Source organism: Allobranchiibius sp. GilTou73 (genome assembly GCF_021391335.1).
GTDB classification, from domain to species: Bacteria; Actinomycetota; Actinomycetes; order Actinomycetales; family Dermatophilaceae; genus Allobranchiibius; species Allobranchiibius huperziae.
In genome coordinates, this window is the sequence record NZ_CP090051.1 from 1,243,804 (window position 1) to 1,266,526 (window position 22,723).

The 22,723-nt window shown below is 68.0% G+C and carries 19 protein-coding genes and 1 pseudogene; 12 read left to right on the forward strand and 8 right to left on the reverse strand.

Going from position 1 to position 22,723, the window contains the following annotated elements; genetic code table 11:
- Window positions 1-57 precede the first annotated feature (57 nt).
- Window positions 58-711 (reverse strand): phosphate signaling complex protein PhoU, encoded by a 654-nt coding sequence (phoU, locus tag LVQ62_RS06275; protein ID WP_179482912.1) that lies wholly within the window; start codon window positions 709-711, stop codon window positions 58-60.
- A gap of 142 nt (window positions 712-853) precedes the next feature.
- On the opposite strand from phoU, the gene LVQ62_RS06280 reads away from it, so the two are divergent.
- On the forward strand, window positions 854-2,068 hold the full coding sequence (locus LVQ62_RS06280; RefSeq protein WP_233766603.1) for a cell wall metabolism sensor histidine kinase WalK: 1,215 nt from the start codon (window positions 854-856) through the stop codon (window positions 2,066-2,068).
- Window positions 2,065-2,751 (forward strand): response regulator transcription factor, encoded by a 687-nt coding sequence (locus tag LVQ62_RS06285; RefSeq protein ID WP_179482909.1) that lies wholly within the window; start codon window positions 2,065-2,067, stop codon window positions 2,749-2,751. Before LVQ62_RS06280 ends, LVQ62_RS06285 begins: the two co-directional genes overlap by 4 nt.
- Window positions 2,752-2,782: 31 nt before the next feature.
- Here the strand turns inward: LVQ62_RS06285 and LVQ62_RS06290 are convergent, their stop codons facing one another.
- Window positions 2,783-3,262, reverse strand: coding sequence for a hypothetical protein (locus LVQ62_RS06290; protein ID WP_233766605.1), 480 nt, complete (start codon window positions 3,260-3,262; stop codon window positions 2,783-2,785).
- A 210-nt stretch (window positions 3,263-3,472) separates the two neighbouring features.
- On the opposite strand from LVQ62_RS06290, the gene LVQ62_RS06295 reads away from it, so the two are divergent.
- The 9 genes from LVQ62_RS06295 (at window position 3,473) to LVQ62_RS06340 (ending at window position 12,589) form a co-directional block, all read left to right on the forward strand.
- A complete protein-coding gene (locus tag LVQ62_RS06295; protein ID WP_179482905.1) occupies window positions 3,473-3,955 on the forward strand; it encodes a CarD family transcriptional regulator in 483 nt (160 codons plus the stop codon).
- 14 nt (window positions 3,956-3,969) lie between these two features.
- On the forward strand, window positions 3,970-5,181 hold the full coding sequence (ispD, locus tag LVQ62_RS17755; protein ID WP_370639679.1) for a 2-C-methyl-D-erythritol 4-phosphate cytidylyltransferase: 1,212 nt from the start codon (window positions 3,970-3,972) through the stop codon (window positions 5,179-5,181).
- Window positions 5,178-5,663: a 2-C-methyl-D-erythritol 2,4-cyclodiphosphate synthase gene (gene ispF / locus LVQ62_RS06310; protein WP_233766608.1), complete on the forward strand. Its 486-nt coding sequence runs from the start codon at window positions 5,178-5,180 to the stop codon at window positions 5,661-5,663. The genes ispD and ispF overlap by 4 nt, the downstream gene beginning before the upstream one ends.
- 133 nt (window positions 5,664-5,796) lie before the next feature.
- Complete coding sequence (locus tag LVQ62_RS06315) at window positions 5,797-6,849, forward strand: aldo/keto reductase (RefSeq protein WP_233766610.1); 1,053 nt, start codon at window positions 5,797-5,799, stop codon at window positions 6,847-6,849.
- A gap of 61 nt (window positions 6,850-6,910) precedes the next feature.
- A complete protein-coding gene (locus LVQ62_RS06320) occupies window positions 6,911-8,005 on the forward strand; it encodes an S-(hydroxymethyl)mycothiol dehydrogenase (protein ID WP_179482899.1) in 1,095 nt (364 codons plus the stop codon).
- A complete protein-coding gene (locus LVQ62_RS06325; RefSeq protein ID WP_233766612.1) occupies window positions 8,002-8,658 on the forward strand; it encodes an MBL fold metallo-hydrolase in 657 nt (218 codons plus the stop codon). Before LVQ62_RS06320 ends, LVQ62_RS06325 begins: the two co-directional genes overlap by 4 nt.
- 163 nt (window positions 8,659-8,821) lie before the next feature.
- On the forward strand, window positions 8,822-10,246 hold the full coding sequence (gene cysS, locus LVQ62_RS06330) for a cysteine--tRNA ligase (protein WP_233766614.1): 1,425 nt from the start codon (window positions 8,822-8,824) through the stop codon (window positions 10,244-10,246).
- Between the two features lie 51 nt (window positions 10,247-10,297).
- Window positions 10,298-11,269 carry a 23S rRNA (guanosine(2251)-2'-O)-methyltransferase RlmB gene (rlmB, locus tag LVQ62_RS06335; RefSeq protein ID WP_233766616.1) on the forward strand — a complete coding sequence of 324 codons (972 nt, stop codon included), beginning with the start codon at window positions 10,298-10,300 and terminating at the stop codon, window positions 11,267-11,269.
- A gap of 15 nt (window positions 11,270-11,284) precedes the next feature.
- A complete protein-coding gene (locus tag LVQ62_RS06340) occupies window positions 11,285-12,589 on the forward strand; it encodes an amidohydrolase (protein WP_233766618.1) in 1,305 nt (434 codons plus the stop codon).
- Window positions 12,590-12,663: 74 nt separating this feature from the next.
- Here LVQ62_RS06340 and LVQ62_RS06345 read toward each other — a convergent pair whose 3' ends face one another.
- Window positions 12,664-13,338, reverse strand: a complete 675-nt coding sequence (locus LVQ62_RS06345; protein ID WP_233766623.1) for an RDD family protein — start codon at window positions 13,336-13,338, stop codon at window positions 12,664-12,666.
- An 87-nt stretch (window positions 13,339-13,425) separates the two neighbouring features.
- Window positions 13,426-14,666 (reverse strand): annotated as a pseudogene (locus LVQ62_RS06350) (DUF4032 domain-containing protein).
- Window positions 14,667-14,814: 148 nt separating this feature from the next.
- Between LVQ62_RS06350 and LVQ62_RS06355 the strand changes: the two are divergent.
- Window positions 14,815-16,179, forward strand: coding sequence for a lipase family protein (locus LVQ62_RS06355; protein WP_233766625.1), 1,365 nt, complete (start codon window positions 14,815-14,817; stop codon window positions 16,177-16,179).
- A gap of 163 nt (window positions 16,180-16,342) precedes the next feature.
- Here the strand turns inward: LVQ62_RS06355 and LVQ62_RS06360 are convergent, their stop codons facing one another.
- The 4 genes from LVQ62_RS06360 to LVQ62_RS06375 form a co-directional block, all read right to left on the reverse strand.
- Complete coding sequence (locus tag LVQ62_RS06360; RefSeq protein ID WP_233766627.1) at window positions 16,343-16,867, reverse strand: hypothetical protein; 525 nt, start codon at window positions 16,865-16,867, stop codon at window positions 16,343-16,345.
- Between the two features lie 201 nt (window positions 16,868-17,068).
- The gene (locus LVQ62_RS06365) at window positions 17,069-17,461 is read right to left on the reverse strand and encodes a hypothetical protein (RefSeq protein ID WP_233766629.1); all 393 of its coding nucleotides are present in this window, start codon (window positions 17,459-17,461) and stop codon (window positions 17,069-17,071) included.
- Between the two features lie 598 nt (window positions 17,462-18,059).
- Window positions 18,060-18,959 carry a hypothetical protein gene (locus LVQ62_RS06370; RefSeq protein ID WP_233766633.1) on the reverse strand — a complete coding sequence of 300 codons (900 nt, stop codon included), beginning with the start codon at window positions 18,957-18,959 and terminating at the stop codon, window positions 18,060-18,062.
- 964 nt (window positions 18,960-19,923) lie between these two features.
- A protein-coding gene (locus tag LVQ62_RS06375; protein WP_233763987.1) for an IS3 family transposase occupies window positions 19,924-21,128 on the reverse strand; the annotation gives its coding sequence in 2 pieces (ribosomal slippage) (window positions 19,924-20,841 and window positions 20,844-21,128; 1,203 coding nt in all).
- Window positions 21,129-22,723: the final 1,595 nt, after the last annotated feature.

Here is a 22,723-nt window from a genome sequence, read left to right on the forward strand (position 1 = left end):
GCCGTCAACCGTCGCGAACGCCGTCAACGTGCGCCGCCGGGCAGGCGGCGGGGAGTGTCAGCTCTGCTGGTCGGCGTACCGGCCGGTCACCAGGTAGACGATGCGGGCCGCCACGGCGACGGCGTGGTCGCCGAACCGCTCGTAGTAACGGCTGATCAGCGTCGCGTCGACAGCCGCTTCGGTGCCGTGCGCCCAGCTGTGGTCGACCAGCGTGGCGAACACCTTGCGGTGCAGCTGGTCCAGCGCGTCGTCGTCCTTCTCGATCTCGACGGCGGCCAGCGCGTCCTTGTGGGCGATCGCCTCACCGGTCTTCGCAGCCAGGTGCGCGGCGGTCTTCTCCATGTCGGTGATGACCTCACGCAGCTCGTCGGGCACGCCGTGCTCGGGGTAGCGCATCCGCGCCACCTTGGCGATGTGCCGGGCCAGGTCGCCCATCCGCTCGATGTCGGAGGCCATGTGCATGGCCGTCACGACCATCCGCAGGTCCGTGGCGACCGGCTGCTGGCGGGCGAGCAGGTCGATGGCGTGGTCGTCGACCTGCCGGCGCAGCTGATCGATGTCGTCGTCGGCCGCGATGACACTCTCGGCCAGCGACAGATCCGCCTGGAGCAGTGCGTCGGTAGCCCTGGTCATCGCGATGCCGACGAGTCGGGTCATCTCGACCAGGTCGTCGGAGATCTTGTCCAGGTCTTCGTGAAAGGCGTCGCGCATGCGCTCATTGTCCTCGGCTTGCCGGGCGGGTCGCCCAGAGGCTGACATCGGTCGGTGAACGGGATCAGGCTCGCAGATGAACACCAGGCAGACGCGAGCCGACGCGTCATCCGCGCTCCGTTCGCTGCGTACGCTAACCCGCGTGTACGTCGTGCTCGGTCTGGCTGCCGCTCTGGTCGTCGGCCTCCTCCTCGGTGTCGCCGCCGCGGGATGGCGACGGCGTGCCGCGACCACGCAGACCGCCACGAGCACGAGGCCCACGAGCCTGTCGCCCCAGGTCATCGAGGTCATCCAGGCGCTGCCGGGCATGTCGATCGTGGTCGACGCCTCCGACCGGGTCGAGCGTGCGTCGCCGCGTGCTGACGCGCTCGGACTGGTGCGCCGCAGCGAGCTCGCGCACCCGGAGATCCTCGATCTGGTCCGGGCCGTGCGCCGCGACGGCGACACCCGGGAGGTCGAGCTCGACGTCGCACGCGGACCCGTCGGTCCCGGCACCCTGGCCCTGCGCATCCAGGTGGCGCGACTCGGAGCCGAGCACGTCATCGCCCTGGTGGAGGACCTGACCTACTCCCGGCGGGTCGAGGAGACCCGACGCGACTTCGTCGTCAACGTCAGTCACGAGCTGAAGACGCCGGTCGGCGGGCTGTCCCTGCTGGCCGAGGCCGTCGAGGGCGCGTCCGACGACCCGGAGGCCGTACGCCGCTTCGCCGGCAGGATGCATGCCGAGACCGCCCGTCTCACCCGGCTCGTGCAGGAGATCGTGGAGCTGTCCCGGCTGCAGGTGTCCGACACGTTCGACGAGCCCGTGCCGGTCGACGTCGTGGCGTGCGCGCGCGAGGCGGTCGATCATGTGCGGCTACTCGCCGAGGACAAGCGGATCGAGCTGATCCAGGCGAGCCCGACCGGCACCGACGTGCGCATCTTCGGCGACCCGGCGCTGCTCACGACCGCGATCCGCAACCTGCTCGAGAACGCCATCCACTACTCCGACCCGGGCACCCGCGTCGCGCTCACGGTGCGTCGCCAAGGTGCTCTGGCCTCGGTGGCGGTCACCGATCAGGGCACCGGGATCTCGCCCGTGGACCAGGAGCGCATCTTCGAGCGGTTCTACCGGGTGGACCCCGCGCGCTCGCGGCGTACCGGCGGCACCGGACTCGGGCTGGCCATCGTCAAGCACGTCGTCGCCGGACACGGCGGCGAGGTGTCGGTCTGGTCCGAGGAGGGCCAGGGCTCGACGTTCACGCTCCACCTGCCCGTCCCGCCCGCTCTCGAGGACGCGCCGGACCCCGGCGGTCGGTCGATCGACCGCCTGCCGTCACACGCCTCACCCACCGTCCCTGGAAAGGCCACTTCATGACTCGCATCCTTGTCGTCGAGGACGAGGAGTCCATCTCCGATCCGCTGTCCTACCTGCTGCGCAAGGAGGGGTACGACGTCGGGCTGGCCGAGACGGGTCCGGATGCGCTGACCGAGTTCGACCGCAACGGGGCCGACCTCGTGCTCTTGGATCTGATGCTGCCGGGACTGTCCGGGATCGACGTATGCCGCGCCCTGCGGCAGCGCTCCAACGTGCCGGTGATCATGCTCACCGCCAAGGACAGCGAGGTCGACAAGGTGGTCGGGCTGGAGATCGGCGCCGACGACTACGTCACCAAGCCCTACTCCTCACGGGAGCTGCTCGCACGGGTGAAGGCGGTCATCCGGCGACGCCAGGAACCGGAGGAGCTGATGGCCCCCACGCTGTCGGCCGGCCCGGTGCGGATGGATGTCGACCGGCACACGGTCAGCGTCGACGGCGCGGCGATCGCGTTGCCGCTCAAGGAGTTCGAGTTGCTGGAGATGCTGCTGCGCAACACCGGCCGGGTGCTCACCCGCGGTCAGCTCATCGACCGGGTGTGGGGCAGCGACTATGTCGGCGACACCAAGACGCTGGACGTGCACATCAAGCGTCTGCGGGCGAAGCTCGAGCCGGACCCGGCGAACCCGCGTTTCATCCTCACGGTGCGAGGACTGGGCTACAAGTTCGAGACGACGGACTGAGCGGTCGCACCGGGCGGCCGTGGCCGATGGGCTAGTTGTAGGCCTGGCCGGGCAGCAGCACCGGCACGACCACGGGCGACTGGCCGCTGCTGGCCGTGGCGAATATGACGGTGGTCTTCGCGCCCGGGGCCACCGGAGTCGAGGCGACCTTGACGGCGCTTACGGTGCTGGTGGAGTTGCCGGAGGGCTGACCGTCCAGCCGCACCGCGGTGTCGGCGGGCACGGACAGCTTCGCCTGGGAGCCGCCCACGGCGACGGTGACCGCGATCGCGCTGTCGCTGTTGTTGGTCACCATCCCCTGCATGGTGCCGGGGGCGCCCTTGCTCGAGGCCGAGATGAGCACACCGGAGAGCGTCAGGTCGCCCACGGTCGCGTTCGTACCGTTGCTCCCGTCGTAGCTGACATCGGTCTGCGTGGGTGACAGGTACATGCAGCCACTGAGCAGCGACACCGAGGTCGCCAGCCCGAGGGCGCCCAGTGCGGACCTGCCGGCTCGAAGTCGTCGCGTCACGGCGCTGAGACTACCGGCTCGGCCGGACAGGGGCGCTAGCCGGTTGCGCGACGGACACCGGATGACCGCGCGCGTGCACGACAGACGCTGATCTGTCAAGGGTCGATTTATGGCTTGTGGATCGCCAGCATGCCCTCTGACCTGCGGAAACGTTTCTGAGGGCCCGTTCGGCCGTGGTATTCTGGAGGTCGCGAAAGGGGCTAACAACAGATGGCTTTCAAGGTCGGCGAGACGGTCGTGTACCCGCATCACGGTGCGGCTCTCATCGAAGAGATCAACAAACGAACGATCAAAGGTGAGGAGAAGCTCTACCTCAAGCTGAAGGTCGCCCAAGGCGATCTGACCATCGAGGTACCCGCAGAGAACTGCGACCTGGTCGGCGTCCGTGACGTCGTCGGCAAGGAAGGTCTGGACAAGGTGTTCGAGGTGCTGCGCGCCGAGCACACCGAGGAGCCGACCAACTGGTCGCGTCGTTACAAGGCCAACCTGGAGAAGCTCGCCTCGGGCGACGTCATCAAAGTGTCCGAGGTCGTGCGTGACCTGTGGCGCCGCAACCAGGACCGCGGCCTGTCCGCCGGCGAGAAGCGGATGCTGGCCAAGGCGCGCCAGATCCTCGTCTCGGAGCTGGCGCTGGCCGAGCACACCAACGAGGACAAGGCCGAGGCCACGCTCGATGAGGTGCTCGCCTCCTGACGTCCGAACCGCACGTGAACGACGCCCACCCCAGTTCCGCTGAGGTGGGCGTCGTCGTCGTGGCCGCCGGGCTGGGCACCCGCCTCGGTGCCGGTATGCCGAAGGCGTTGGTGCCACTGGCCGGTCAACCCCTCGTCGTGCACGCCGCCCGTGCGGCCCGCGGCGTACGAGGTCTGCGGCAATTGGTCGTGGTCGCTCCCGCCCCTGATCTGGAGCAGTTCCGGGCGCTCGTCCCGGATGCCGTGGTGGTGGCCGGCGGCGCCGAACGCACCGACTCGGTGGCGGCCGGTCTGGGCGCCCTCGGGCCGGGCATCGACGTCGTCCTGGTGCACGACGCGGCGCGTGCGCTCGCGCCGACCGCCCTGTTCGACCGGGTCGTGAACGCGGTCCGCGAGGGGTACGACGCGGTCGTGCCCGGTCTGGCCGTGCACGACACCGTCAAGCAGGTCGACGACGCGGGTCTGGTCACTGCCACCCCCGACCGGGACGGGCTGCGCGCAGTACAGACCCCGCAGGGTTTCACCCGGGACGCGCTGCAGCGGGCCCACAGCGGTGGGTCCGCCGCCACCGACGACGCCGCCATGGTCGAGCGCTCCGGTGGGCGGGTGCTGGTCATCGAGGGCGATCCTCTGGCCGAGAAGATCACCACCGCGGCAGATCTGCAGAACGCCGCGAGCCGCCTGCGACCGCCGGACGGAGCGACGCTGATCGTGCTCGGCGGACTTCCCGGGGTCGGCAAGACCACCACGGCGCGGGCACTGGCGGCGCGAAAGGCGTTGACCCATCTGCGAGTCGACGTCATCGAGCAGGCCGTCGTCGACAGTGGCCTGGAGCAGCACCCGGTCGGCGAGGTGGGCTACCGGGTGTCCTACGAGCTGGCAGCCCATCATCTGCATCTGGGGATGACCGTGGTCGCCGACATGGTCAACGGCGTGCCGTACGCCCGCGACGCGTGGCGCGACCTGGCGGCCGGTCGTGGCGTCCGCCTGCTGGAGGTCGAGTTGTTCTGCAGCGACCAGGACGAGCACCGCCGGCGTGCGTCCACCCGGGTGGGCGACATCGAGGGCATGCCGCAGCCCAGCTGGGAGCAGATCCAGGAGCGGGAATACCACCCGTGGCAGCCCGACCTGCGGATCGACACCGCCGCGCACTCGCCGGGTCGGATCGCCGACACGATCCTGGCGGCGCTGGCCGCTCCCAGCTCGGGGGAGAGGATCACCCGATGAGTCCATTGCCGCGTACCGGCATCGGTGTCGACGTCCACCCGTACGCCGACGACGACCGCCCCCTCCACCTTGCCGGCCTGGAGTGGCCGGGGGAGCGCGGGATCGAAGGACACTCCGACGGCGACGTCGCCGCGCACGCGATGTGCGACGCGCTGCTCGGCGCCGCCGGCCTCGGAGACCTCGGTCAACACTTCGGCACCTCCCGCCCGGAGCTCGCGGGTGCGCGGGGTGCGGTGCTGCTCGGGGTGGTGCGGGAGCTGCTGCAGGACAACGGTTTCCAGATCGGCAACGTGGCAGTGCAGGTCATCGGCAATCGTCCGAAGATCGGCCCGCGGCGGCTCGAGGCGCAGCAGGCGCTCTCGGACGCGCTGGGCGGCGCGGCCGTCTCCGTGGCGGCGACCACGACCGACGGCCTCGGCCTCACCGGGCGAGGCGAGGGCGTGGCGGCGATCGCGACCGCGCTCGTCGTGCCCACCGCCTGACCCCGCCGAGCCCGTGGCCGGACCCGCCGCCTGACCCCGCCGAGTGGCATACCTGTGTGCCGAGTGCACCCCGTGGAGGTGCGCCACTCGACGCACAGGTATGCCACTCGGGGGCGGGCCTACGCTGCGAGACATGGACACTCGCAACCTCGGCCACACCGGTATGCACGTCACCCCTCTCTGCCTCGGCGCCATGATGTTCGGCGCCTGGGGCGAGAAGGACCACGAGGAATCGGCGCGGATCATCCACCACGCGCTGGACTCCGGTATCAACTTCATCGACACCGCCGACGTCTACTCCCAGGGGGAGTCCGAGACCATCGTCGGCAAGGCCCTTCGAGGACGACGTCAAGATGTCGTTCTGGCGACCAAGTTCCACAGCCCCATGGACGTCGCGATGGGCGCGCCCGGAGGCGACCCGAACCAGCGCGGCAACTCCCGGCGCTGGATGGTGCGGGAGGTCGAGAACAGCCTGCGCCGGCTGCAGACCGACTGGATCGACCTCTACCAGGTGCACCGCCCGGACACCGGCACCGACGACGACGAGACCATCGCGGCCCTGACCGACCTGCAGCGGGCGGGCAAGATCCGCGCGTTCGGCTCCTCGACGTTCCCGGCGTACCGGATCGTGGAGGGCCAGGTCATAGCACGCGACCGTGCGCTCTCGCGGTTCGTGACCGAGCAGCCGCCGTACTCGATCCTGGCGCGCGGCATCGAGCGCGAGGTGTTGCCGGTGACCGAGAAGTACCGGATGGGCGTGCTCGCGTGGAGTCCGCTGTCCGGTGGTTGGCTGTCCGGGCGGTTCCGCAAGGGGCAGGAGATGCCCACGACGAACCGGACCAGGATGATGCCCAAGCGCTTCGACCTGTCGACCCCGGCGAACCAGCGCCGTCTGGACGCGGTCGAGGATCTCGCGGTGCTCGCCGAGCAGACCGGGATCACGCTGATCGACCTGGCCCTGGCGTTCGTGATGCAGCACCCGGGCGTCACGTCGGCCATCATCGGGCCGCGCACGATGGAGCAGCTCGACAGTCAGCTGAGCTCTCCTGACGTGCACCTGAGCGCCGAGGTGCTGGACCGGATCGACGAGATCGTGGCGCCCGGCACCGACATCTCCGACGACGGCAACGCGTACACCACCGACGCGCTCACCGACCCGTTCCTGCGCAGGCGGCGCACCGCCTGACCGTGCTGCTCCGATGGCGACGGCCTAGGTTGGGGGAAACGTCGATCGAGGGAGTTTCGGTATGCCGCAGACCGTTCGGGGCGTCATCGCCCGCGCGAAGAACCAGCCCGTGGAAGTGGTCGACATCGTGGTGCCCGATCCGGGGCCGGGCGAGGCGCTCGTGGCGGTGCAGGCCTGCGGGGTGTGCCACACCGACCTGCACTACCGCGAGGGCGGCATCAACGACGACTTTCCCTTCCTGCTCGGCCACGAGGCCGCCGGTGTCGTCGAGGCGGTCGGCGAAGGCGTCACCGACGTCGCGCCCGGCGACTTCGTGGTCCTCAACTGGCGCGCGGTGTGCGGGCAGTGCCGGGCCTGCAAGAAGGGCAAGCCCTGGTACTGCTTCGCCACCCACAACGCGAGTCAGAAGATGACGCTCACCGACGGCACCGAACTGACCCCGGCCCTCGGCATCGGCGCGTTCGCGGAGAAGACCCTGGTGGCCGCCGGCCAGTGCACCAAGGTCGACCCCGCGGCACCGGCCGCCGCGGCCGGCCTGCTCGGGTGCGGCGTGATGGCGGGCTTCGGCGCGGCCGTCAACACCGGTGGTGTCACACGCGGTGACAGTGTCGCCGTCATCGGCTGCGGCGGGGTGGGGGACGCCGCCGTCGCCGGCGCGTCCATCGCCGGTGCGACGACCGTCATCGCGATCGACGTCGACCCGCGCAAGCTGGAGCTGGCCAAGCACTTCGGTGCCACCCACACGATCGACCCCCGCTCCGAGGACGTCGTCGAGCGGGTGCGCGAGCTGACCGGAGGCAACGGCGCCGACGTCGTCATCGACGCCGTCGCCAGACCGGAGACCTACGAACAGGCCTTCTATGCAAGGGATCTGGCCGGCACGGTCGTGCTGGTCGGCGTACCGACGCCCGACCTGAAGGTGGAGCTGCCGCTGATCGACCTCTTCGGCCGCGGCGGGGCCCTGAAGTCCAGCTGGTACGGCGACTGCCTGCCCGAGCGCGACTTCCCCATGCTCATCGACCTCTACCGCCAGGGTCGCTTCGACCTGGACACCTTCGTCACCGAGCAGGTCGGCCTCGATCAGGTCGAGGCGGCGTTCGACAAGATGCACGGTGGCGGCGAGGACGTCGTCCTGCGCTCGGTGGTCGTGCTGTGAGCGAGGTCGTGGCACAGCGTGACGGCGTCCGGGTGGAGAAGGTCACCACGTCGGGGGCCTTCGAGCTCGACGGTGGCTCGTGGGACGTGGAGAACAACGTCTGGCTGATCGGTGACGAGGACAGCGTGCTGGTCGTCGATCCCGGCCACGAGTCCGGTCCGATCCTGGCAGCCGTCGCCGGACGCCGGATCGCCGGGATCTGGTGCACCCACGCGCACAACGACCACATCGATGCCGCAGCGGGGATCAAGCAGGTGCAGCCCGACGTGCGCATCGCGCTGCACCCCGAGGACTGGCCGCTGTGGGAGCTCACCTACCCAGAGCAGCGTTTCGACGACGATCTCGCCGACGGCGACGTCCAGACCGTGGCGGGTGCGCGGATCGAGGTGCTGCACACCCCCGGTCACTCGCCGGGCGCCTGCTGCTTCCACCTCCCGGACCTGGGGATCGTCCTCACCGGCGACACCCTCTTCCAGGGAGGCCCGGGAGCCACAGGACGCTCGTTCAGCAGCTTCCCGGTCATCATCGATTCGATTCGGGACCGGTTGCTCACCCTGCCGCCGCAGACCCGGGTGCTGACCGGCCACGGCGACGCCACCACCATCGGCGATGAGGCCCCGCACCTGCAGGAGTGGATCGACGCCGGCTCCTGACCGGGCGTCTGCGCGCGGGCGCCGCGCGCAGGAGAGTGACCGAAGCGCCGACAACCCACGCGCCCGCCGTACGCCGTCGCAGGAAAGTGACCGTTGCGCTCACAACCCACTCGGGCGCCGGCGATGGTCGGTCGGGCCCGCGCGGCCCCGATAAACTCGGCGTGTGAGCCTGCACATCTACGACACCGCCACGCGGCAGCTGCGTGAGTTCCAGCCGTTGCAGGAAGGCCGGGTCGGGCTCTACATCTGCGGCCTCACCACCCAGGGCAGCCCGCACATCGGGCACGTCCGCTTCGCCGTGGCGTTCGACATCCTGCGTCGCTGGCTGACCATCGGGCATGCGTACGACGTGACCCTGGTCCGCAACGTCACCGACATCGACGACAAGATCCTCGACAAGGCGCGGGCCAACGACGCGCAGTGGTTCGCGTGGTCCTACGAGCACGAGCGGCAGACCAGCGACGCCCTGGACCTGCTCGGAGTGGGCCGCCCGACGTACGAGCCGCGAGCCACCGGCCACGTCACCGACATGGTCGAGCTGATGGAGACGCTGATCGAGAAGGGTCATGCGTATGCAGCGCCCGACGACAGCGGCGACGTCTACTTCGACGTGCGGTCCTGGCCCGCGTACGGCGAGCTGACCCACCAGAACATCGACGACATGGAGGACGCCGCGGACGCCGACCCGCGCGGCAAACGCGACCCCCGCGACTTCGCGCTCTGGAAGGGTCGCAAGAGTGACGAGCCGGAGTCGGCCAGCTGGCCGACGCCGTTCGGTCGTGGCCGGCCCGGCTGGCACCTGGAGTGCTCGGCGATGGCGCGGCGCTGGCTCGGCGAGACGTTCGACATCCACGGCGGCGGCATCGACCTGCGCTTCCCGCACCACGAGAACGAACTGGCCCAGTCACGCGCGGCCGGGATGGATTTCGCGCGTTACTGGATGCACAACGGCTGGGTGACGCTCGGCGGCGAGAAGATGAGCAAGTCGCTCGGCAACACCCTGGCTGTCACCGAGATCACCAAAACGGTGCGGCCGCTGGTGCTGCGCTACTACCTCGGCGCGGTGCACTACCGCTCGACGATCGAATACCACGAGGGGTCCCTCGATGAGGCCGCCGCCGCGGTCTCACGGATCGAGGGCTTCCTCGAGCGGGCGCTGGGTGGTGCGCCGACCGCGTTCGACGCTGGGCTGCCGCAGGCGTTCTCGGCTGCGATGGACGACGACCTGAACGTCTCCGGTGCGCTCGCCGTCGTGTTCGACACCGTGCGCGAGGGCAACATCGCCCTGGACGAGCACGAGTCGGCGAAGGCACGCGAGCTGGCCCTGCAGGTCGTCGCGATGACCGACGTACTCGGGGTCAATCCCTATGCGCCCGAATGGGCCTCCGACGGCGGTGATCGCAGCGGTCTCGCCCTCGGCAGCCTCGTCGACGCGCTGATCGACCAACGTGCCGCGGCCCGAGCCGCCAAGGACTTCGCCGCCGCCGACCGGGTGCGCGATCAGCTCGCGGCAGCCGGTGTGGTTGTCGAGGACACCGCCGACGGCGCCCGCTGGTCCCTGGCAGAGGCCACCACCGAACAGACCTGACCCGCGCGCGACACCCATCGCGCCCACGCATTTCAAGGAAAAGAGCACATCATGGCCGGCAACTCCCAGCGCCGCGGCGCCATCCGCAAGGGTGCGAGCCGTAAGGGCGCCAGCGTCGGCAGCGGCGGTCAGCGACGACGTGGACTGGAGGGCAAGGGCCCGACTCCGAAGGCGGCCGAGCGGCCCAATCACAAGGCGTACAGCAAGTCCTCGTCGAGTGGCGGCAGCGGCGGCTCCTCGTCGCGCGGACCGTCGCGTGGTCGCTCGGGATCGAAGAAGCCCAGCTCGGAGATCGTCGCCGGCCGCAACTCGGTGCTGGACGCGCTGCGGGCCGAGATCCCCGCGACCGCGATGTACGTCGCCGGGCGCATCGAGTCCGACGACCGGGTCCGCAGCGCGTTGAAGCTGGCCGCGGACCGGGCCATTCCCATCCTGGAGACCCCGCGCGGTGAGCTCGACCGGATCACCGACGGCGCCGTCCACCAGGGTCTGGCGTTGCAGGTGCCGCCCTACGACTACGCGCACCCCAACGACTTCTTCGATCCCGAGGCACCCGGGATCCCGCTCGTCGTGGCGTTGGACGGGATCACCGACCCCCGCAACCTCGGCGCCATCCTCCGCTCGGTCGGTGCCTTCGGCGGACACGGTGTGATCGTGCCCGAACGACGGTCGGTCGGCATGACGGCGTCGGCGTGGAAGACGTCGGCGGGCGCCGCGGCGCGGGTGCCGGTCGCTCTTGCCGGCAACCTCAACCGCACCCTCGAGGACTTCCGCAAGGCGGGGTTCTTCGTCCTCGGACTTGACATGGACGGCGAGGTCGAGCTGCCCGACGTACAGCTGGCGACCGAGCCGCTGGTCATCGTCGTGGGCTCGGAGGGCAAGGGGTTGTCCCGGCTGGTCAGAGAGAACTGCGACCAGATCGTGTCGGTCCCGATGAGCGCGAGCACCGAGTCGCTCAACGCGGGCATCGCGGCGTCCGTCGCGCTCTACGAGATCGCCCGCAAGCGCGCGACGAGGTCCTGACCGCATCCGACGCCCGTGGAGGCTGCCGATGCCGAGGTGTATGCCGAGCTGGATCGCGGAGTCGACCAGGTCGCCGATGACGTGGTGCGCTGGCGCCACCACGTGCACGAGCATCCGGAGCTGTCCAACCGTGAGGTGAAGACCGCCGGATTGATCGCCGACCACCTACGGTCCCTCGACCTGGACGAGGTCCGCACCGACATCGCCGGGCACGGCGTCGTGGGCATCCTGCGCGGCGGGCGGCCTGGTGACCGGGTGATCGTGCTGCGGGCGGACATCGACGCGCTTCCGGTCGAGGACCTGTCCGGGGTGCCGTTCGCCTCGACGGTGGTCGACGAGGAGTACCCGGGCGGCCCGTTCCCGGTATCGCATGCCTGCGGGCACGACTGCCACACAGCGATGCTCCTCGGTGCGGCGACGGTGCTGGCAGGGGTCCGGGACCAGCTGCCGTGCACGGTGGTGTTCGTGTTCCAGCCGGCCGAGGAGGGTCCGCCGGTCACCGAGAAGGGTGGCGCGAGGGAGATGATCGCCCAGGGTGCGCTCGACGGCGTCGACCCGACGATGGTCTTCGGCATGCACGTCGGACCCCTGCCCAAGGGCGTGATCGGGTACCGGGTCGGCAACCAGTACGGCGCCTCCTGCCTGATCAAGACCGAGATCACCGGCGAGCAGGTGCACGGGTCGACTCCGTGGATGGGTGTGGACCCGATGCCCGCGGCGGGAGCCGTCCTGACTGGCATCGGCCAGATCTTCCGACAGATCGACGCGTTCAACCCGGTGACGGTGAGTATCGGGCACGTGCAGGACGTCGGGCGCTTCAACGTGATCGGCCAGACGGTGACGCTGTGGGGCACGATCCGCTGTTGCGTCGAATCGGACATGTCTCGGGTGCAGGAGCGGTTCGCTACTTTCGCCGAGCACAGCGCTGTGGCGTACGGGTGCACCGCGACCACCCAGTTCCTGCAGGACGTGCCGGCGGTGCACCACACCCAGTCATGGGTCGACGCCGGCCTGCCGACACTGCGGCGAGTCGGCGGCGAGGGCAACGTGATCCAGACGCCACCCACCCTCGGCTACGACGATGTCTCGGAGTTCGTGAACGCGTACGGCGGCCTCTACGTCATGCTCGGCGTGCAGGACACCCGGTTCAACGACGACCGCACCGACCTGACGCCGATCGCCGGCGGGCGCGGCGTGGTCTCCAACCACAACCCGCGCTTCTACGCCGACGACGACACCTTGGCCATCGGGGTGCGGTTGCACGCCCACGTGGCCTACGACCACCTATCGGGTGCGCTGGCACCCGGGCACGAGCGCTGATCCCCGCAGCAGACGAGCCCGCACCCTCCGGAGAGGATGCGGGCTCGTCGCTGCTTGTGTGAGTCGTCGCGCGCTCAGCGGACGTCGATGACCACCGTCTTGATGATCTTGTCCGCCAGGGTCTGCCGCTTGCTGTCCCACAGCGGGAAGAGCCACCCGATGTAGCAGATCACGCTGTCCACGAGGTGCGCGATGTCGCGTACGAAGGCCATCAACGGGCCGATCGGCTGCCCCGTCTCCTCGCCGATCAGCTTGGTGCCGAACTGTTTGCGGCCCAACGTCTGTCCGGTCCGGCCGCCGTTCAGCCAACGGTTCCAGATGTGGAACGCGAGCAGCCCCAGGTAGAGGATCACGCCCACGAGGAGCCCTAGCTTGCTGTTGATGGCCGAGGCGATGATCACCACGATGTAGACCACGAAACCGGGCGCGATGACGTCGATCAGGAAGCCCCCGGCCCGCTTACCCCAGTTGGACAGACCGCTCTGCGTCGCCAGGGGCGCGCCGCCGTACTGCTGCGGGGACCCGTAGCCACCGCCCTGCACCGGTGCCTGGCCGTACTCGCTGCCCTGGGTGGGGGGCTGGCCGTAGCCTCCCTGCTGGCCGTACCCGCCCTGCTGGCCGTAGTCGCCACCCTGAGCGGGGGGCTGGCCGTATCCGCCCTGGTTCGGCTGCCCGCCGTACTGGGGGTAGCCCGAAGGCTCGCCCTCACCGCTCGGAGGTTGTTCCCACGGATTGTCGTTGTTGCTCATGCGTGATCCCCGTCGACGTTGTGGTCAGTGCGGAGCACAGTAGCGGGACCGCGTGCCGCACGAGTCCCTTTCGGGCTCACCGGCACCTCAGTCCCTGGCGCGTACGGGGATCGACTGGGTGTCGACGCCGACCACGGACCGTTCGTCCGGTTTGTCGGGCAGCACCCAGTCCACGTAATCGCGCACCGCTTCGTCGATCGAGATGTCGCGCTCGAGCTTCTCCGACATGTACCACCGGTGCTCCAGCACCTCGTGGAAGAGCTCGGCCGGCTCCAGCTTGGCGCGCAGATCCGCGGCGCGGCGCGGGTGATGGGCTCGTAGATCGTGGTGAGCCAGTCGTGCGCCACGATCTCCTCGTCATCGTTCTGGCGGTCGTGCGCGGCACGGAAGGAGTCCAAGTCGTTCAGGAGCCGCCGGGCCTGGTTGTCCTCGACGTCCAGTCCCGTCAACCGCAGCAACCGCCGCGAGTGGTGCCCGGCGTCGACCACCTTCGGCTGGATGCGGATCCGGGTACCGTCGACATCGGTCTCGATGTCGAGCTCGCCGACGTCGAAGCCGAGAGTGTTGAGGCGCCGGATGCGCTCGTCCACCAGCCAGCGTTCGCCGCGGTCGATGGTCTCGACGCGGGTCAGTTCGGCCCACAGCTCGGCGTACCGGGTCATGATCCGCTCGGAGACGCTGATGGCGTCGATCTCGTCCGACAGCAGCCCGCCCGCCTGCAGATCCATGAGCTCGCCGGCGATGTTGACCCGGGCGATGTCGAGATCGTGGGCGCGCTGGCCGTCGCTCAGTCGGTTGTGCAGCTCTCCGGTCTCGGCGTCCACCAGGTAGGCCGCGAACTCGCCGGCGTTGCGCTTGAAGAGGGTGTTCGACAGCGACACGTCGCCCCACCAGAAGCCGTTCAGGTGCAGTCGCACGAGCAGCACTGCGAGCGCGTCGATCAGACGCTGCACCGTGCCGGACCGCAGCGCCTGGCTGAGCATCGCGCGGTACGGCAGGGAGAACTGCAGGTGTCGGGTCAGCAGGCAGGCGTCGAGGGGTTCGCCGTGCACGTCGACGCGCCCGGCGATGATGCCGACGGCCTCCACCGCCGGCTGGTCGAGGCGGCGCAGATTGCGCAGCAGCGAGTACTCGCGGCGGGCGATATCGGCCTTGATCTCCTTGACCGCGATGATCCGGCCCTCGATGCGCACGAATCGCACGACGTGACGGGAGATTCCGCGCGGCAGTGCGGCCAGCAGGTCCTCGGGCCAGTCTTCGAGCGGGGTCTCCCAAGGGAGATCCAGCAGTGCCGGCCACGGCTGGGCGGCGGTGATGTCCAGGCCCACACCTGCATCGTGTCACTTCCGGGCGTGCCGGGCACGGCCTCGCCGGCGATGGCCTTGTCGGGCTGGTTACCCGAAGGTAGCCTCGACGGCACGACAGTGACCCACGACACATCGTCGATCGGCGCTGACTCCTCTGCGAAGGATCCTCATGCGAACCACCCCTCTACGCCGCTACGGCGTAGCCACCGCCGCGCTGCTCGTGACCGCAGGTGCCATTGCGACGGGCTCCCTCCCAGCACACGCGGCGACGCCACAGTCGAAGGGCGGATGGGAGCGTACCGGGCCGTTCTACGCCTATACCGGGGCTCGCACGCTCGCGTCGTTCGCGCCGGGCACCGTGCTGAAGAGCCGCACGATCACCTACCACGTGCAGGGGATCGCGACGCCCGTGCAGGTCACCCAGCTGCTCTATCGCACCCGCACCCAGACGGGTCAGGCCGTCGCCAACGTGACGAGCGTGATCCACTCGCCCGTCCCCGACGTCACTCACAAGGTCGTCACCTACAACTCGTTCTACGACTCCCTCAACGTCGCGGACAGCCCGTCGCGCAGCATCGCGGGGTCGACCTCGCCCGGCGCGCAGACCTTCGCGGAGGAGCAGCTCGCGTTCACCTCCCTGTTGAGCGCCGGCTACGACGTGAACGTCCCGGACTTCGAGGGTCAGGTGCCGCACTACACGGTCGGTCCGGAGAACGGCTACATGACGTTGGATTCGATGCGGGCCGTGGGCAAGTCGAGCGCGCTCGGTCTGGGGTCGAACACCGACTTCGCGATGATGGGCTACTCCGGCGGGTCGATCGCGACGGAGTGGGCCGCGCAACTGGCGCCGTCGTACGCGCCCGACATCAACCGCCATCTGGTCGGGGCGACCGAGGGCGGCGTCTACGTCGACCCGGCGCACAACCTGAAGTACGTCAACGGCTCGACCAAGTGGAGCGGGGTCGCCCTGCTCGCGATCAACGGGCTGGAGCGCGGGTTCGCCATGGACCTGTCGCCCTACCTGTCGACGTACGGCAAGGCCGTGCTCGGCGCGACGAAGAATGCGGGCATCGGCGACGCGGAGGGCAAGTACCCCGGACTGACGTTCCAGCAGCTCGTGAAGCCGCAGTACGCCAACCCCGACTCGATCCCGGGACTGGCCGCCGTCCTGAACAAGGTCAACGCCGGCCTCGCCCCGTCGCCGACCATCCCGTTCCAGATCCTGCAGGGCGCGTACGGCGTCGGCGAGGGCACCCAGCCGTCGGCGAAGTACGGCACCGGGGACGGCGTGATGGTCACCGGCGATGTGCGCAGCATCGCTCGCAAGTACTGCGCGGCCGGGAACGCCGTGCAGTACACCGAGTTCGGCACGCTGGGTCACACCGATGTGGGCATCACCTGGCTCACCACGGCGGCGGCGTGGGTGCAGGCCCGGTTCGCCGGCGTCCCGGCGCCCAGCACCTGCTCGACGATTCCGGCCGGCAACAGCCTGGCGGCGGAGAAGCCCGTCCCGGTAGGCACGCCCGCCGACTGACGCAGAACGATCGTTCTGGGGCACCCCTGAACGACACCGACAACGGGCCTGGAAGTGGTGGTCTGAGGTCCCGATCGGGATTTTAGAGCAGATCTGTCCACTCAGATCCCGGTCCATCAACAGGTGATCGCGGTTGGCAGCGTGTTCCCGTGTGCTGGGCGGGTCAGCGGATTCTGATGGGCAGGGTGACGTTGTCGGCGAACGTCGTGTGGGTTCGCAGCAAGGACTTCCAGCGCAGCAGCAGCGAACCGTCGAAGGTGCTGTCAGTGCGGAAGCTGGCGTTCGGTGGGCAGGTGCTGGGTCGGTGCAGCGTGAGGAGCAGACGGATGGTTCCTTGCGCGGGGATCGTGGCCGGGAATGAGTGCCAGGGTGTGTCGACTCCAAAGGCCGACCCGTCGGGCACTGTGTGGAACACCGACCACTGGACGCCGATTGCGGGCGCCATGTCCCCGGCGCTGGCGGAACGGATCGTCACGGCGTGCGACCCGGGGTTGTAGAGGGAGCCGATCACCTGTCCCGTGGTTCCCGGGGCGGAGGTGAGGCGGTACGAGGAGTCCTCGTTGATGAAGGCGAGGTCGTTGGCCACCGGGCCACTGAAGCTGCCGCCCTGCAGGGGGCCGTAGCGGTGGTCGAGAGCGACCAGAAGTAGCGCGACCGCGGCGCACACCACGAGGACCGCGCTGACCACCGCGAAAGTGGCCTTCCGCGGCCAACGGCGCGGTCGGCTAACGATGTTCGACACTTCGGCCGATCGACATCGTGTCGGCGCCTGAGGCGGTCATGACGGTGAACCTACTGGCATGGCACCGGGACGGACTGTGTTTGAGGCCTGTTGGGTAACGACGCTCCAATAGAGCGTCGTCAAGTGCGGAGTCCTCCGACGTGGCTGTTAGGCGCCGCAGGCAGGGTTGTTGGCGATGTCTTCCATCGCGTAAAAAGCTCGGTGATTATGCCCAAGTTCGATGGCAGCCAAGGCGATGCATTTGCCGGTGTCCGGTGTAATGACGTCTTTGGATCGTCCGCCGACAACCGGGAGCAGAGACCATGTGCCGACGGAGTGCAGGTGGGGCGCTCCTGGGCGGAACCTGACGAGTTCCTGGGGCGGAAGGTCAACCTGGTCTATCGGTTCGAAACGGTATCCGCCGACATAGAGGTGCACGGGTCGAACCGCCACGTTGAAGGTGCCGTAGGCGTGGCGGTAGCGAATTGCTGACACGGCAGCCGCCAGGAGGACAACGATCGCCAGCAGGGCTGCGATTCCTCGAAGATTCTGACCCCTCATAGGCCGAACCATAGTGGTCACGGCCGCAGCGAAGACCCTTTCCGGTCGTTCTTGGTGGCAGTGGGTCAACCGGGGTCAAAGGCCACTGTCCGTGGGCGGTTCAAGGGTCTTGTGGCGTTCCACGACGTGCCACAGGTGGCGGGCGAGGTAGTTCTTCAGGGCGCGGCTGATCTCGCGGTCGGTGGCACCCGCCGCTCGTCGCCAATGACTTCTTGGCCGCCGCAGCAGCTTGGTAGCGATTCGACGAGATGGCGGCCTTTTATGCGGCTTGTGCCGGGTGGCGGACAAGCGGCTTGAGAACTCTTCGGGGTTTCTCGCTTGACCTCCCCTGACCGGGATGCGTCACCGAACGGGTCTTGCGGGATGATTGGCGCAACTCACCGGCTGGCACAGTCGCGTGCCGCAAGGGCGTCCCGTCGACGCTTCGTCCTATGGAATCCGCACTACGGGGTTGGTCCGGATCTCTTCATGGTGATCTCGAACGATGCAGACCCGACTTCTGGCCCTCGAGTGAAGGCAGTGGCATGACGATCTGGGGTTTCCTGCGTGGGCCTCAACCAGACAGTTTGATAGCTCTGGCGTCCGTTGGTGCGACGGTTCAGTCGGTGATCGTGAGCTCGAGTGCGGGCGTAGTGAGCCGGCGACCGTCGGCAAGGTCCAGCGGGGCGGTCAGATGCCAGGTTCCTGGTGGGATCGTATAGCCGAGTTCGGGCTGATAACTCGCGCTTCCGACGAGCACCGGGATCCGGATGGTCTCGGAAGGGCCGGCTGTGAAGATGATCAGCGGAGTGATCTGTGCGCCGTTGTATCCGCCGATGACTGCGCCCGAGTTGTTCAGGATGGTCGCGGTGAGGTTGCCGTTGGTGTGAACACGGATGGCCTCAGTCCCGAGGTTGGTGAGTAGAAGTCCGTGCGTGCGTGTTTGGCCGCTCCGTATTTCTAGTGGCGCCTCCAGCGCGATGTGCATCTCAGCCGGGTTCGCCGGTTCCCTTTGGTCGGTAGGTGCAGTTGTCCGCCTCGTGGTCGATGATTGTGGCTTGGGTGGGTAGGGCAGGGCTCCGACCTGCAACGCTACGAAGTCACCGTAGGCGTGGTGCAGATCAGCTGCTGTGGTCTCGGCGTCCGCGGAGAGGTGAATGTCGACTGGTGGGCGGCGGTAGCCGGGATCCGGTGTTGGGTATCGCATCAGCAGGTGGGCTTCGGCGGATTGCAGCTGCAGCAGGTCGTGTCTGAGCCGTTCCCAGGTCGCGAGAGCGGCCGGGTCAGCATGTTCGATGCGTATCCAGTCGAGAATGCCGAGTTGTTCGGCTGCATTGGTGATCGACGCTTTGTCCTGATCGTTCAGTTCGATGATCGTGACGCGTAGTCCGCGGTCAGGATCGAATCGCGCCTCGGCGAAGCGGTCGGCGAGGAGGAGCCGGGCCGCGTCGAAAAACTCGTGCGCGTGACGTCCGACGTCCTTGGGTGCTGTTGACTTTGGCTTGTTGCTCGGGTCCACCGCGCACTCAATCCTTCCGCAGTGCAGCTGCGATCGAAGAACCAACCCCGGCCGTCGGCACGATCATCGACAAGCCGCAGGTGTGACGCGGCTCCCCCAGGTCATATTCATTGTGGTGCGTCGCCTCGCCAACGGCATAGGGGCCGCTGACATCAGGGTGAGTTAATTGAAGTAGCGCCAGCAGGGCCTGCCCATTTCGCGCTACGCCGTCGCAGGCACAACGCGGTCGGGTGAGACGCGGATGGCAGCGTCGAAAATTGTATCGGCGCAGCCTTGAGTGACCTTCAATCGATGCACGGCCACAGCCGGGTCCCTCGTGATGACCCTCTGGGACCCGTCCCTTACGGTCACGGCGATGTGCCGCACTCCCTTCATCACGGTCGGATCGATCCCTCCACCGATCCACGTCTCCGACCCGCCTGCTGTCGTCAAGGGGCTTTCGTGGCACGTTCGTGCAGCGCAGATCTGCACCAATAATCTGGTGCCAGGTGCGAAGCCGCTATACGAGATTCCCACCCCGGTCTCGGCCAGTGTCGCTGCGCACGCCGTTCCAGACCAACCAGCATCCCCGCCACACCCTGCCAGCGCGATCGCGCACGCACCAAGGGCGGGCCACATCAGCAGCTTCATCTCAACAGCATGACGGAAAGGGCATGGCGCCGGCCCGGTTCGCGATCATCGGCCATCCCGTCATGAGGTGCCCGAGCACGACCAGCGCCGTCGCCGTCGGCCCTCAACGCACCCCCGTGGCAGCGCAAGACCCCCGGACCCGTCTGACCGCAACCGGACCACCTACCGCGTGTGGGGAAACGTGACTGGTTGGCGATCGGCTTCCGGCCACGCCCAGCGCTCGTTTGGTCGCCGGCGATGGTTCGCCCTGTGGGCACCTTGAGGAGACGGACACGGGTTGAACCTGCGAGCAACTACGGCGGGGACTGCTGCACGAACAGGTGACAGTTTGTAGTCACGCGGCGAGGTTCGCCGTGGGGGTCATGGTGGTCTCGTATTCGATGGGGGTCAATCGGCCGAGGCGGTCTTGTCGTCGGCGTCGGTGGTAGGTGCGTTCGATCCAGGTGACGATCGCGATGCGCAGCTGCTCGCGGGTGTCCCACCTGCGGGTGTTCAGAACGTTCTTTTGAAGCAGCGCGAAGAAGCTCTCCATGGCGGCGTTGTCGCCGCAGGCACCCACGCGGCCCATGGACCCGACTAGTTCGTGACGGGCCAGGGCGTGCACGTATCGGCGGCTACGAAATTGGCTGCCTCGGTCGGAGTGCACCACGCACCCGGCCACGTCCGCACTCGCGGTGGCGCGTCGTGCAACGGCCGAATTCAGGGCGGTGACAGCGAGTTTCGACGTCATCCGGGAGTCGATGCTGTAGCCGACGATCCGCCCGGAGCAGGCATCTTTGATCGCGCAGAGGTAGAGCTTGCCTTCCGTTGTCCAGTGTTCGGTGATGTCGGTCAACCACACACAGTTGAGGTCCTCGGCGGTGGTGAAGTCGTGCCGGGTGCGGCCCTTGGCGTCCTGGAACGCGAGCCGGTCATCGTGCACCGGCGGTCCCGGGCGAGGCCGACTGCTGCGCCGTTTGCCGAAGACCGACCACCAGGTGTTGGCCGAGCAGATCGCCCACGCGGTCCGCGACGACATCTGGTGGCCGGCGTCGCCGGCTTCCTCGTGCAGATACCGGTACCCAAAGACCGGGTCGTCGCGATGCGCGTCGAACAACGCGTTGGCACGGTAGGCCCACGCCACCTCACCGCCGGTGACCGGGGCGGTGCGCCACCGGTAGTACGGGGCACGAGAGAGCTTCAACACCCGCAACGACACCGTCACGGGAACCCCGTGCGCGGCGAGCTCTTTCACGAGCGGGTAGAGCCTTTTCCCGGCAGATTCGCCTGGGACAGGTACGCCGCCGCGCGGCGCAACACCTCGTTTTCCTGTTCCAGGGTGCGGATCCTGCGGCGGGCATCTCGTAACTCGACCCTCTCGGCACGTGTCGTGCCGGGCCTGTTGCCGTCCTCGACATCGGCCGTGCGCAACCACTTGGTCAACGTCATCTCGTGGATCCCGAAATCCTTGGCGACCTGCGCCAAGGTCACGCCCGCTTCGCGGGCGCGTGCCACGCGCACCACGTCCTCGCGGAACTCGATGGGGTAGGGCTTGGGCATCGCAACATCCTTCCAGGCCGCTCTTCCGGGCAAGCCAGATCAGATGTCACCTGTTCGTGCAGCAGTCCCGACCCCGACCCATCACTCTGACCTGCCCGGTTGTCAGTCCCAGAGGCAGTCGCGCGTTCCGCAGGACGACCCTGTCCCGGTCGCCGATCCCGTTGTGGCACGCTCAGCGTGCCGATGATCTCGTGGGCTCGAAGCGCTTCAGTGGAACGCACTTTCCCTAGCCCTGCGGTTTGTCGGATGTCGATCTGCAGGCAGGGTGTAGAAGTGGTTGTCGCGACGAGGTGGGGCGCAGGGGATGCTGTATGAGTGAGGGATCGCACGTAGTGCATTGGAAGCGGCTGGTCCCGCGGCTCGCGCTAGGTGTCGGCCCGGTAGCCCTCATCCTCTCGATCGTGTGGAGTGGGGGCCAAGGGTGGGCCGGGCGACTGGAGTTCGCTGGTCTCATCCTGCTCCTGGTCGTGCTGCTCGTAGTGGGAGTGACGTTTCTGCTGCTGCGGTCACGGAACCGACACTTTCGGACCGTGTATGACCTGCGGCAGCGTGGGGTCGAGGCGTGGATGTGCTCGATGTCTATCACGGCAGTACACACGTGGCTGGGAAAGGTCACGGTCATCGTCAGACGCGGGGACACGATCGAGTTCTGCCGATTTCAGCACTCCGAGCTTGTAACGGTCCGCGGGTACCCGATCAGTCAGGTGGAGCTACTTGTGTGTCCACAGGTGTGGATCGCCCGCGCGGCATCAAGGGAAGGCATCGAGATCGATCTACCCGACAATCCACCCGCCCAGCTGTGCCTGCTCCGAGACATCCCACCAAGCAGCCCGTGGGTCCTTCGTGGTCCGACGCGTGGCTACCTCTCTGGAGATGAACTAGCGAAGCAGGCATCCCGCCTCACCGCGGCTGGCAGCCCACGAACGATCTAACTGTCTTTGCAACGGCCCCCAGAGAGAACGACCAGCCCTCCCAGTTGTGGATCGACATAGGGAGCGGGTTCCGTGGCTACCTCGTAGGCATGCGGCGCGAGATGCTTGGCCTAGCTTTGCGTAGAGGGCAGTTGGTCGCCGAGGGATCCCCACCACCCCACACCGTCTTGATCTCGACGAAGCTTGGTGAGGACGGCGCCCAGGGGTTCTCCGATGCTGAAATCGGCGACCTGTTGTCCGAATTCCTCAGGGTCTGGACCGTGCCCTGCGGGGCCGGCGGGTGTGAACATGTCGCCCTCGTCCCGGTGAGATCTGATTCCCACCCGCGTCTGGGGCCCGTAGGGCGCGCGGTAGACGACGCAGAACGCGTCCGGCCCATCGGTCCACGCCCCTTCCACCTGGACTTCGGGCGCCGCGGTCAAGGTACTGGTGCACAACCACCGAAGGCATGACAGCAAGGCCAGACCGGACCACTCGAGTTCCTGGCGCTGAGTGAGAGTTGCAATGAGCTGGCGGTGTGCTGGTGTGACGTTGCCTCGCTGTGCGGCGGACAACTCCCTCTCCACCTCGCCCAAAGGTCCAGAGACCGCAAGAGTCACCTCCCGTCGCCACCATCGCATGGCCCAGGATCGCGCACCGATCCGCAATTCGTCGCTCAACGAT

Bases quoted from the DNA above. Each gene is read 5' to 3' on its own strand.
- phoU (WP_179482912.1), bottom strand. From the start codon at position 711: ATGCGCGACGCCTTTCACGAAGACCTGGACAAGATCTCCGACGACCTG.
- LVQ62_RS06285 (WP_179482909.1), top strand. From the start codon at position 2,065: ATGACTCGCATCCTTGTCGTCGAGGACGAGGAGTCCATCTCCGATCCG.
- LVQ62_RS06295 (WP_179482905.1), top strand. From the start codon at position 3,473: ATGGCTTTCAAGGTCGGCGAGACGGTCGTGTACCCGCATCACGGTGCG.
- ispF (WP_233766608.1), top strand. From the start codon at position 5,178: ATGAGTCCATTGCCGCGTACCGGCATCGGTGTCGACGTCCACCCGTAC.
- LVQ62_RS06315 (WP_233766610.1), top strand. From the start codon at position 5,797: ATGGACACTCGCAACCTCGGCCACACCGGTATGCACGTCACCCCTCTC.
- LVQ62_RS06320 (WP_179482899.1), top strand. From the start codon at position 6,911: ATGCCGCAGACCGTTCGGGGCGTCATCGCCCGCGCGAAGAACCAGCCC.
- rlmB (WP_233766616.1), top strand. From the start codon at position 10,298: ATGGCCGGCAACTCCCAGCGCCGCGGCGCCATCCGCAAGGGTGCGAGC.
- LVQ62_RS06345 (WP_233766623.1), bottom strand. From the start codon at position 13,338: ATGAGCAACAACGACAATCCGTGGGAACAACCTCCGAGCGGTGAGGGC.
- LVQ62_RS06355 (WP_233766625.1), top strand. From the start codon at position 14,815: ATGCGAACCACCCCTCTACGCCGCTACGGCGTAGCCACCGCCGCGCTG.
- LVQ62_RS06365 (WP_233766629.1), bottom strand. From the start codon at position 17,461: ATGAGGGGTCAGAATCTTCGAGGAATCGCAGCCCTGCTGGCGATCGTT.